This is a genomic window from Nocardia sp. NPDC050718 (genome assembly GCF_040654235.1).
Classification (GTDB): domain Bacteria; phylum Actinomycetota; class Actinomycetes; order Mycobacteriales; family Mycobacteriaceae; genus Nocardia.
In genome coordinates, this window is sequence record NZ_JBFAHQ010000008.1 from 200,158 (window position 1) to 211,079 (window position 10,922).

The 10,922-nt window shown below is 70.4% G+C and carries 10 protein-coding genes; 2 read left to right on the forward strand and 8 right to left on the reverse strand.

The window, feature by feature from the left end:
- Positions 1-18 precede the first annotated feature (18 nt).
- The 3 genes from AB0H54_RS29420 to glpK (AB0H54_RS29430) form a co-directional block, all read right to left on the reverse strand.
- Complete coding sequence (locus tag AB0H54_RS29420; protein ID WP_357349715.1) at positions 19-699, reverse strand: TetR/AcrR family transcriptional regulator; 681 nt, start codon at positions 697-699, stop codon at positions 19-21.
- Between the two features lie 119 nt (positions 700-818).
- Positions 819-2,498, reverse strand: a complete 1,680-nt coding sequence (locus tag AB0H54_RS29425; RefSeq protein ID WP_357349717.1) for a glycerol-3-phosphate dehydrogenase/oxidase — start codon at positions 2,496-2,498, stop codon at positions 819-821.
- Positions 2,499-2,527: 29 nt separating this feature from the next.
- Positions 2,528-4,045: a glycerol kinase GlpK gene (gene glpK / locus AB0H54_RS29430; RefSeq protein WP_357349719.1), complete on the reverse strand. Its 1,518-nt coding sequence runs from the start codon at positions 4,043-4,045 to the stop codon at positions 2,528-2,530.
- A 117-nt stretch (positions 4,046-4,162) separates the two neighbouring features.
- Here glpK (AB0H54_RS29430) and AB0H54_RS29435 point away from each other — a divergent pair, with 117 nt between their 5' ends.
- Together AB0H54_RS29435 and glpK (AB0H54_RS29440) are read left to right on the forward strand one after the other, a co-directional pair.
- A complete protein-coding gene (locus AB0H54_RS29435) occupies positions 4,163-4,915 on the forward strand; it encodes an IclR family transcriptional regulator (RefSeq protein WP_357349721.1) in 753 nt (250 codons plus the stop codon).
- A 13-nt stretch (positions 4,916-4,928) separates the two neighbouring features.
- Entirely contained in the window at positions 4,929-6,437 is a 1,509-nt protein-coding gene (gene glpK, locus AB0H54_RS29440) for a glycerol kinase GlpK (protein ID WP_357349723.1), read from the forward strand.
- A 44-nt stretch (positions 6,438-6,481) separates the two neighbouring features.
- Here the strand turns inward: glpK (AB0H54_RS29440) and AB0H54_RS29445 are convergent, their stop codons facing one another.
- The 5 genes from AB0H54_RS29445 to AB0H54_RS29465 all read right to left on the reverse strand — a co-directional run bounded on the left by AB0H54_RS29445 (position 6,482) and on the right by AB0H54_RS29465 (position 10,762).
- Positions 6,482-7,063, reverse strand: a complete 582-nt coding sequence (locus AB0H54_RS29445) for a helix-turn-helix domain-containing protein (RefSeq protein WP_357349725.1) — start codon at positions 7,061-7,063, stop codon at positions 6,482-6,484.
- A gap of 131 nt (positions 7,064-7,194) precedes the next feature.
- Positions 7,195-7,590, reverse strand: coding sequence for a Rid family hydrolase (locus AB0H54_RS29450; RefSeq protein ID WP_355271555.1), 396 nt, complete (start codon positions 7,588-7,590; stop codon positions 7,195-7,197).
- Positions 7,591-7,672: 82 nt separating this feature from the next.
- Positions 7,673-8,566: a hypothetical protein gene (locus AB0H54_RS29455; protein WP_357349727.1), complete on the reverse strand. Its 894-nt coding sequence runs from the start codon at positions 8,564-8,566 to the stop codon at positions 7,673-7,675.
- An 86-nt stretch (positions 8,567-8,652) separates the two neighbouring features.
- The gene (locus tag AB0H54_RS29460; protein ID WP_357349742.1) at positions 8,653-9,828 is read right to left on the reverse strand and encodes an MFS transporter; all 1,176 of its coding nucleotides are present in this window, start codon (positions 9,826-9,828) and stop codon (positions 8,653-8,655) included.
- A 97-nt stretch (positions 9,829-9,925) separates the two neighbouring features.
- Entirely contained in the window at positions 9,926-10,762 is an 837-nt protein-coding gene (locus AB0H54_RS29465; RefSeq protein ID WP_357349729.1) for a hypothetical protein, read from the reverse strand.
- Positions 10,763-10,922: the final 160 nt, after the last annotated feature.

Genomic DNA, 10,922 nt, shown 5'->3' on the forward strand with positions numbered 1-10,922 from the left:
TCCATGCGCTCACGCTAGTCATCCGGTGCCCGTCGACGGAACCTCTCCCCGTGCCCCGGGGTCAGCGGACCCCGCGGCGATCACGGCGGCCGCAGCGGCGCGCAGGTCGACCATGGCGCGACGCCAGCGGCGGTGTGCGCGTTCCGGGTCCGGGACGACGAAATTGGCGACGAGGATGCCGCGCAGCGCGTCCATCGCGGTGTAGGCGAAATCGCGGGCGCCCTTGCGGCGCAGGTCGTCCGGGATCACCTCCGCGACCGCCCGCAGCACCGCGGCGTTGACCAGCGGTTCCACCTCTTCCATCGCCGCGGCCAGCACCGGATCGGTCCGGCCCGCCACCCACAGTTCCACGGTCGCGATGAACAACGGTCCCTGATGCAGGTCCCACAGGAACTCGAGCGCCGCGCCGACCGGATCGTCACCCACCCTGACCTGGGTCATCTCGCTCATCGCGGCGGCGACCCGCCGTTCGGCCAGGTGCTTGATCGCAGCCACGACCAGGTCGTGCTTGGAGCCGAAGTGGTGCACCTGCGCGCCCCTGGTGACGCCGGCGCGCTCGGCGACCCGGGGCGTGGTGGTGCCCGCGTAGCCGTACTCGACCAGGCAGTCGATGGTCGCGTCGAGCAGGCGCACGCGCATCTCGGTGCTGCGCTGTTCCTGCGTCCGGCGCGGCGGCTTGTCGGCTGCGGTGCTGGTCATCGGCCGATCCTACCGCTTACATACAGACCTGTTGGTAAGCGGCAGTCAGCGGTCGCACCGGAATACCGCCGTGGCGACGCCACGCGTGTGCGGCATCGGCACGAGCGGCACCCCGCGCGTCACCGCACAGCGACCAAGCGCGCGGTGTTCGCGGCGATGTCGTCGCCCGCCTGGTTGGCGGCCAGCTCGGCGTGCACCCGGTCGAAGTAGCGGTTGATCTCGGCGTTGGCCGTCTCGTCGTCCCAGCCGAGCAGCGGCGCGATCAGCCGCGCGATCTCCGGCGCGGCCGCGAGCCCGCGATCCGGAACCTCGATGGAGATGCGGGTGCGGCGGGTGAGCAGGTCGTCCAGGTGCAGCGCGCCCTCGTGGGTCACCGCGTAGACGACCTCGGCGGCCAGATAGTCGGGCGCGCCCGGCAGCGGCTGCCGCAGTGCGGGATCGCCGGCGACGAGGTCGAAGATGTCGGTGGCGAGCGAGCCGTAGCGGCCGAGCAGGTGCTCGACGACCTCGACCGGCAGCCCGACCGTGGCCGCCAGTTCGGCTGCCTCGACGAGCATTTCGCGGTAGCCCAGCGCGCCGACGATCGGCAGCCCCGCGGTCGCCGAGGCGGGGATGTCACCGCCGAGGCGCGCGGTGACGGCGTCGACCACGTCGGCGGCCATCACCCGGTAGGTGGTGTACTTGCCGCCCGCGATCACGAACAGGCCGGGCGCGGGCTCGGCGACGGCGTGCTCGCGCGAGAGCTTGGCCGTCTCCTTCGACGCGCCGGTCATCAGCGGCCGCAGCCCGGCGTAGGTGCCGACGATGTCGGCCCTGGTCAGCGGCTCGCGCAGCAGCGCGTTGACGTGGTCGAGGATGTACTGCACGTCGGCGGCGGTGGCGGTGGGGTGGTTCTTGTCCAGTGACCACGCGGTGTCGGTGGTGCCGATGATCCAGTGCTCGGCCCACGGGATCACGAACAGCACGGACTTCTCGGTGCGCATGATCAGGCCGGTGTGCAGGTCCAGCCGGTCGCGCGGGACCAGGATGTGCACGCCCTTGGACATCCGCACGTGGAACGGGAAGTCGACGCCGGTCATCTTGATCATGTCGTCGGTCCACACGCCGGTCGCGCTGATCACGCTGCGGGCCCGGATCGTGTGGGCGACACCGGTTTCCAGGTCGACCACGTGCGCGCCGACGACCTGCGCGCCGTCGCGCACGAGGCCGGTGACCTTCGTGCGGGTCAGCACGGTCGCGCCGTGGTCGGCGGCGGTCCTGGCGATCATCATGGTGTGCCTGGCGTCGTCGACCTGGGCGTCGTAGTAGCGGATCGCGCCGGTCATCGCGTCCGGGCGCAGCGCGGGCGCGAGTTCCAGTGCGCCGGAGCGGGTCAGGTGCTTGTGCATGGGGACGGCCCGCGCGCCACCGAGGGTGTCGTAGAGGGCGACGCCCGCGCCGATGTAGGCGCGCTCCCAGACCCGGTGCTGGAGCGGGAACAGGAACGGCACCGGACGCACCAGGTGCGGCGCGAGCGAGTTCAGCAGCAGCCCACGCTCTTTGAGCGCCTCGCGGACCAGCGCGAAGTCCAGCTGCTCCAGGTAGCGCAGGCCGCCGTGGATGAGCTTGGACGACCGGCTCGAGGTGCCCGCGGCGAAATCGCGGGCCTCCACGAGGGTGACCGAGAGACCACGCGAGGCGGCGTCGAGCGCGGCGCCGGCACCGGTCACGCCGCCGCCGATCACCAGCACGTCGACCTCGTGGTCGCCGAGTGCCGCGATCGCCTTGTCGCGGTAGAGGGAGTCCAGGGGAACGGACACGGCTTGCTCCTTGTCGAGGTGATCGTTCATCAGTCGAGTTCGGCCCAGTCGAGGGTGCGTTCGACGGCCTTGAGCCAGCGGCGGTAGCCGCGCTCGCGCTGCTCGTCGGACCAGGAGGGGAACCAGCGGACGTCTTCGTGCCAGTTCGCGAGCAGTTCGTCGGTGGAGTCCCAGACGCCGACCGCCAGGCCGGCCGCGTAGGCGGCGCCGAGCGCGGTGGTCTCGGCGACGACCGGCCGCGAGACCGGGACACCGAGCAGGTCGGCCTGGATCTGCATGGCCAGCTTGTTCATGGTCACGCCGCCGTCGACGCGCAGCGTCGCCAGCCGCACGCCGGAATCGCGCTGCATCGCCTCGACCACGTCGCGGGTCTGGTAGGCGATGGATTCCAGGGTCGCCCTGGCCAGGTGGGCATTGTTGCTGTAGCGCGAGAGGCCGACCACCGCGCCGCGCGCGTCGGGTCGCCAGTACGGCGCGAACAGCCCGGAGAACGCGGGCACGAAGTACACCCCGCCCGCGTCCTCGACCTGGCCGGCCAGGTCCTCGATCTGCGCGGCGCCCGCGATGATGCCGAGCTGGTCGCGCAGCCACTGCACGGCCGAGCCGGTGACCGCGATCGACCCCTCCAGCGCGTAGACGGGTTTGTCGTCGCCGAACCGGTAGGCCACGGTGGTGAGCAGGCCGTGCGCCGAGCGCACGATGTCGGTACCGGTGTTGAGCATCAGGAAATTGCCGGTGCCGTAGGTGTTCTTGGCCTCGCCCGGCTGGAAACACACCTGCCCGACGCTCGCGGCCTGCTGGTCGCCGAGCACCCCGGCGATCGGGACCGCGCCCTGGAACGGTCCGTCGGGGTCGGTGGTGCCGAAGCCCGCCGGGTTCGACGACGGCGCGATGGCGGGCAGCATCCCACGCGGGATGTCGAAGACGCGCAGCAGTTCGTCGTCCCAGGCCAGCGTCTCGAGGTCCATCAGCATGGTGCGCGAGGCGTTGGTGGGATCCGTGACGTGCATGCCGCCGCGAACACCACCGGTGAGGTTCCAGATCAGCCAGGTGTCGAGGGTGCCGAACAGGGCGTCGCCACGTTCGGCGTCGGCGCGCACGCCCTCGACATTGTCGAGGATCCAGCGCAGCTTGCCGCCGGAGAAGTAGGGCGCGGGCGGGAGTCCGGTGCGCCGGCGGATCAGGTCGGTGTGACCGGCGGCGTCGAGCGCGGCGATGATCCGGTCGGTGCGGGTGTCCTGCCAGACGATGGCGTTGTAGTACGGGCGGCCGGTGTGGCGGTTCCACACGACGGTCGTCTCGCGCTGGTTGGTGACGCCGATCGCGGCCAGGTCGGCGGCGGTGAGGTCGGCCGCGGCGAGCGCGGTCTTGACGACGGTGCGGGTGCGTTCCCAGATCTCGTCGGGGTTGTGTTCGACCCAGCCGGGTCGCGGCATGATCTGCTCGTGTTCGAGCTGATGCCGGGCGACGACGGCGCCGCCGTGGTCGAAAACCATGAAACGCGTCGAGGTCGTGCCCTGGTCGATCGCGCCCACATACCGATTCATCGTGGTCCTTTCGCGCGGGCTCACCGTCGAGCCCGACACCACGCTAGGAACGGCCCGACCGCGCCGCCACGGCTGCCGTTCGACAATGCTGAACGCTCGGGCTGATAGGTTCGGGCGGTGCCGGGTCCGATCCAGTCGATCGAGCGAGCCGCCGCCGTGCTGCGGCTGCTCGCGCGCGGATCGGGACCGATGGCGGTCGGCGAGGTCGCCGCCGCGCTCGACCTGGCCAAACCCACCGCGCACGGCATTCTGCGGACCCTGCTCGGGGTGGGGTTCGTCGACCAGGATCCGGCGACGGGCCGGTATCTGCTCGGGCCCGCGCTGGGTGAGCTCGGCACCGATCACCTCGATGTCAACGAACTGCGCTCGCGGGCGATCCACCGCGCCGACGCGCTCGCGTCGCGGACCGGCGAGTCGGTGCGGATGGCGGTGGCGCGCCCCGCCGGGGTGACGGTGGTGCACCACGTGTTCCGGCCGGACAACACCGAGCAGGTGCTCGCGGTCGGCGAGGTGCTGCCCGCGCACGCCACCGCACTGGGCAAGGTGCTGCTCGCCTACGACGCCGCGACGAATTCCGGTGCGCTGCAATCGTTCACGCACCGCACTATCGTCGACCCGACAGCGCTGGACCGCGCGATCGGCGAGGTCCGGCGGACCGGCTGGGCCGGCGAGGTCGAGGAATACCGCTCCGGCGAGGCTGGCATCGCCGCGCCGATCCGCGCCAGAGGAGGACTGGTGGTCGCCGCCATCGGCATCTCGGGACCGACGGATCGGCTGTGCGACAACCGGTTGCGGATCCGGCCCGCGACCGTGGAACTGGTGCGCGCCGCCGCCCAGGCCGTGCACCGCGATCTCGGCGCGGCACGATGAACGGGAGGCTCCGGTGACGCAACGGTATGTGCTCGCCCTCGACCAGGGCACCACCTCCACCCGCTGCATCGTCTTCGATCGGCACGCCAGGCTGGCCGGGCTGGCCCAGCGGACCCACCGTCAGCGCTATCCGCGCTCGGGGTGGGTCGAGCAGGACGCGCTGGAGATCTGGCGGACGGTCGAGAAGATCGTGCCCGCGGCGCTGCGCGATGCCGGGATCACCGTCGAGCAGGTAGCGGCGATCGGGATCGCCAATCAGCGCGAGACCACCGTGGTGTGGGATCGCGTGACTGGGATACCGGTGCGGCCCGCCATCGTCTGGCAGGACATCCGCACCGAGGAACTCGTCGAGCGGTTCCGGGAAATGCCCGGCGCGCACCGGATCACGGAGCTGAGCGGGCTGCCGCTGGCCACCTACTTCGCCGCGCCCCGGCTGCGCTGGCTGCTCGACCACGTCGACGGACTGCGGGCGCGGGCCGAACGCGGCGAGGTGCTGTTCGGGACCATGGAGTCCTGGCTGATCTGGAACCTCACCGGCGCGCACGTCACCGATGTCACCAATGCCGGGCGCACGTTGCTGATGAACCTGGCGACCCGGCAGTGGGACGCGGAACTGTTGCGGTTCTTCGACATTCCGCGCGCCATGCTCCCCCGCATCGAACCATCGACCGGCGATTTCGGGACCGCCCGCACGGTCGCGCCCGGCGTCCGGATCGGCGCCGCCCTCGGCGACCAGCACGCCGCGCTGTTCGGCCAGACCTGCTTCGCGCCCGGCGAGACCGAATGCACCTACGGCACCGGCGGATTCCTGATGATGAACACCGGCGCCGAACTGATCCGCTCCCGGCACGGGCTGCTCACCACCATCGGCTACCAGGTCGGTCCCGACCCGGTGTACGCGCTGGAGGGCCCGATCGCGGTCACCGGATCGCTGGTGCAGTGGCTGCGCGACATCGTCGGCCTGATCGCCACCGCGCCCGAGATCGAGACCCTCGCGAGCACCGTCGACGACAACGGCGGCTGCTACCTGGTCCCCGCCTTCTCCGGGCTCTACGCACCGCACTGGCGCAGCGACGCGCGCGGGCTGCTGATCGGGCTGACCTCCTACGTCACCAAGGGCCACCTGGCGCGCGCGGTGCTCGAGGCCACGGCCTGGCAGACCCGCGATGTCGTCGAGGCGATGAACGCCGACGCCGGACTGCGGGCGACATCGCTGCGGGTGGCCGGCGGGATGGCGGCGAACAATCTGCTCATGCAGATCATCGCCGACGTCCTGGGCGTTCCGGTGATGCGTCCGCTGGTGACCGAGACGGTCTCGCTCGGCGCGGCCTACGCGGCCGGGCTCGCCGTCGGGTACTGGCCGGATCTGCAAGGGCTGCGGCGCAATTGGCGGGTGGCGGCGCAGTGGGTGCCGCAGGCCGAGCGCGCCGTGCGCGACGAGGAGTACGAGCGGTGGCAGCGGGCGGTGCAGCTCAGCGTCGGCTGGGCTCGGCCGGCGGGCGGTACGTCGGCCGAGCGATAGCCCCGCACGATCCCGACCGGTCGTTCACGAATACGGACGTGGACTCAGCCCAGGATCGAGACGGCCACCCGGCCCGCGTCGCGCAGGCGGGTGGCGGAATTGGGCGCGCGCTCGAGCACCCAGACGCCCTGGAAGAAGACGACCAGGAAGCGGGCCATGGCCCTGGTGTCCGCGTCGGGCAGCAGTTCCTCCTGCGCGCGGGCGCGCGACAGCGCGGAGAACAGCGCCGTTTCGGTGCGCGCCCAGCTGGATTCGACCAGCCGGGCGACATCGGCGTCGCGGGCGGCGAGCTCGACCGCGGCGGTGGTCACCAGGCAGCCGAGGAATCTGTCCGGCGCGCAGGACTCACGCACGACCCGGTCGACCAGCTCGCGGATCGCGGGCAGCGCCGGTCCTGGCTGGGCCAGGACCGCGGTGATCATCTCGTCGACGCGTTCCAGGTGGCGTTGCAGCGCCATCATGAACAGTTCGTGTTTGCTGCCGAACGTGGCGTAGATACAGCCCCTGGCGATGCCGAGATGCTCGATCAGATCCGCGATCGAGGTCGTCTCGTAGCCGCGCTGCCAGAACAGCTCCAGCGCGCGGTCCAGGACCACATCGGGGTCGAATTCTTTGGTACGCGCCACTTTCCGAGCATACCAACGTCTATTGCGACCGATTGGTCATATATGCGAGACTGCGAGTCCCGCATTGCCTGTCCGCGGCGGGTTCGTGCGCGCACTCGCCGCCGGGGCGGTCGGCGAGTGCGCGACGCGCGTCAGCCCAGTGCCGCGAGGGCGTCGACCTCGAACAGCATGCCGGGCAGTGCGAGCGCGGCGACCCCGAGCAGAGTCTGCGCGGGTGGACGGTCACCCCAGATCTCGGCGATCTTGGCGCCGAGCACCTGCAACTTGTCCAGGTCGTGGTCGACGATGAACGTGCGCAGCTGCGCGACGTCGGCGTAGTCCGCGCCCGCGGACCGCAGGGCGATCCCCAGATTCACGAACGCCCGGTCCACCTGCTCACCGAAATCGGTGCTGGTGGTGTGCCCTTCGGCATCGGAGTCGTACTGCCCCGCGATGACGACCAGTTCACCGGTCACCCGCGCGACATGGCTGTACCCGAACCCCGTCGGATCGTGCAGCTCGGACGGGTTGCTGATCACTACTGACATGACACCTTCTCCTCTTGCCGAATGTTGCGCACCGAGAAGACGATGTGGCGGGCCGAAGTGTGACACCACGCTTGTGGGGGCGTCAGTCGAAGAGTTCTTCTGCCCGCGTGGCGGTTACGGCCTGCACCAACCAGGCGTTGAGCTGATCGATATCGGTGCATTCGGCGAGCGTGGTGCGTTGCGCCACGGACAGCTCGAGCCCGCGGGCGGTCAGCACGGTGCGAACGGCATGGGCGGCTTCCTCCGCGCGCCCTTCTTCGCGCCCTTCTTCTCGGCCTTCTTCACGACCTTTGGCCACATATTTGGTGGCGATGCGGCCACGGTATTCGGGAGAGCTCTTCACAAGTTCCTCCAGACGTCGGCTCGCCGCAACGGTCAACTCGTCGTCGACCAGATCAAGGTACATTTTCACACGTTCATCGTCGGTTTTCATCAGCCCGGCGAGAAAGGCCGAGAGCACCCCGTCCATGTGCGGACCGGCCCCGTGCGCGATCGCCGACAGCGTCGCGCGTTCTGGACTCCGGCGGGCTTCGTCGGGATCGGTCACGATGGGAAACCGGTCGGGTCCGAGCACCCGCGGGTGGATGACCGACCCGTTGGGATCGAGTTCGATCGGACTCGAGGCCCACTTCGCGACCTGTCGGCTGGGCGTCACCACCAGCAACACGGCTTGGCAGTGCAAGCGTGATCGCAGCGTGGTGACGTAGACGGGCCATTTCCAGCGCCGATCGTCCTTGCAGCTCAGCTGGACCTCGACGCACACGCCGAGGACCGGCCGATTTCGGTCATCGCAGGTGCTGAGCGCGAAATCGCCGCGATACTCCTTGGGCCCGATGTCGGTGAAGTCGCACGGCTCCGCCCGCATCTCGGCTTGCTCGGGCAGCCGCATTCCGAATTGTTCGACCAGCAGCGACGGAGCCAGGGTGATGTCTGTGCGGAAGAGGTCAAGCAAGCCTTCGTGCAGGTAGCTCGGCATGCAGCGCACCGTATAGCCGAGGAGCGGAGGGCCGAAATCGGTACGGCGTGTTGTGCACAACGCCGGAGTGGGAGTTCGAGCCGCGGTCAGGACGAGCGGCGGGCCGCCCAGACGGTGATGGTGAAGAGGGCGACGCCGAGGGTTGCCAGGAGGGCGCCGACGGCGGCGGGGGCGGTGTAGCCGAGGCCGGCGGCGATGACGAGGCCGCCGAGCCAGGCGCCCGCGGCGTTGGCGATGTTGAGGGCGGCGTGGTTGAGGGCGGCGGCGAGGGTCTGGGCGTCGGCGGCGACGTCCATCAGGCGGGTCTGCAGGCCGGGGGCCAGGGCCGCGCCGGACGCGCCGACCAGGAAGGCGCCGATCGAGGCGGTGATCGGGTTGTGCGCGGCCAGGACGAAGCCGGCCAGGATGACCACCATCGCGATCATCCCGACGAAGATGGAGCGGTCGACGCCGCGATCGGCCAGCACGCCGCCGGCGATGTTGCCCGCCACCATGCCGAGGCCGAACAGGGCCAGCACGATCGGGACGGTGCCGATCGCCATGCCCGCCACGTCGGTCATGGTGGTGGCGATGTAGGTGTAGACGGCGAACATGCCGCCGAAGCCGATCGCGCCGACGGCCAGGGTGAGCAGCACCTGCGGGCGGCGCAGCGCGCCGAGTTCGGTCAGCGGGTTGGTGACCTTCATACCGGTCAGGCTGGGCACGAACCGCCACAGCGCCGCCACCGTGGCCACGCCGATCACGGCGACCACGACGTAGGCGTCCCGCCAGCCCAGATGCTGACCGAGCCAGGTCGCGCCCGGCACCCCGATCACGTTCGCCACGCTCAGCCCGAGCATCACCGCCGCCACCGCCTTGGCCCGCTGCCCGACCGGCGCGAGGGTGGCCGCCGCCAGCGAGGCGACACCGAAGTACGCGCCGTGCGGCAGACCGGAGACGAACCGGGCCGCCACCAGCGTGCCGAAGGTCGGGGCGAGCACCGTCGCCGCGTTGCCCACGGTGAACGCGGCCATCAGCGCGATCAGCAGCTTCTTGCGCGGCACCCGGGCGCACAGCGCCGCGATCAGCGGCGCCCCGACCACCACCCCCAGCGCGTACGCCGACACCGCGTGCCCGGCCGTCGGCTCGGAGATATCGAAGTCGGCCGCGATATTCGGCAGCAGCCCCATGGTCACGAACTCGGTCGTCCCGATCCCGAACCCACCCAGCGCGAGCGCCAGCATCGCGGGCACATGCCAGCTCGTACGCGGCGTCTCGACGATACCGGGCGCGGAAACGGAAGAAGTCACGCCTCCATGCAACGGGCCCCACTCCCCGATCGCTACCCGAGCCGAACGTGAGTTATCCCACCCGCCTGGCTCACGCCCCGCCGAGCTCGCCCGCCCGGACCCGATCGAGGCCGGTCTCGGTACCGAGTTCGCGGCGACGATCGGCATTGGCGCGATAGAACTGGAGCAGGTGGTAGAGCAGGGCAGGGTCGATCCGGTGCGCGGTCGCGTTCACCCGGATCTGCCCGGCCGTGGCGCCGCCGCGCCGCACCAGTCGGGTGCGCCGGACCGTGACGAGGTCGCGCGAGTGGACCACGACCACCCGATGACGGTTCTCCTCCGTGGGCACGATGGCGGCGATGTCGTCCCAGCCGGTGGTCTGGTGGATGAATCCGGACTCGACGGCGAGACCCTCGGGTCCGAGGCGCACCCCGAGCCGATATCGCAGCCAGTTGGCGATCGCCCAGCCGCCGTAAGCACCGAGCAAGCTCAGCGCCAGGGCGGCCAGGAGTACGCCGTAGTTCCACACGTGGTCGAGTTCGCGGGCCGGTTCCCGAATCGTGAGGACGAGCACGAGCACGCAGGCCGTCCACACGCTCGCCCCGAGCACGACGCCGAGCGCGGCGATCATGGTGCTCCGCCGAGTGGGGAGGTACATCGCCGGTTCCTGCGTGATGGTCATTCGAGGCACGCGACGCCGCCGCACCCGCAGGAACACGGGCAGCACGAACAACCCGGACCCACACATCAGGGCTCCCGCCCCACAGAACACGGCCAGCAGCGGATCGGACTCGTCGACCGCCGAGAAGACGCCCGACACGAACAGCAAAGTCCCCGGTACGAAGAACCCCGCGATCACGGCGGCCATCGGATAACCGGGCCGCTCGGACCCGAAGCCCGCAGGCCAGGGCAACAGATCACGATCCACGATCCCCCCTCGACAACGAACGACCCGATGAGTTGATCACGACGGAAAAGGCGCTCGCATCGGGTTCGATGCGAGCGCCGTTCTCAGCCGGGCGGGTTGCGCGGGTCGGCGCGGAACCGCGGCGGTGGCACTTGAGCGCGCGGGGCAGGGTGTCGTCGCG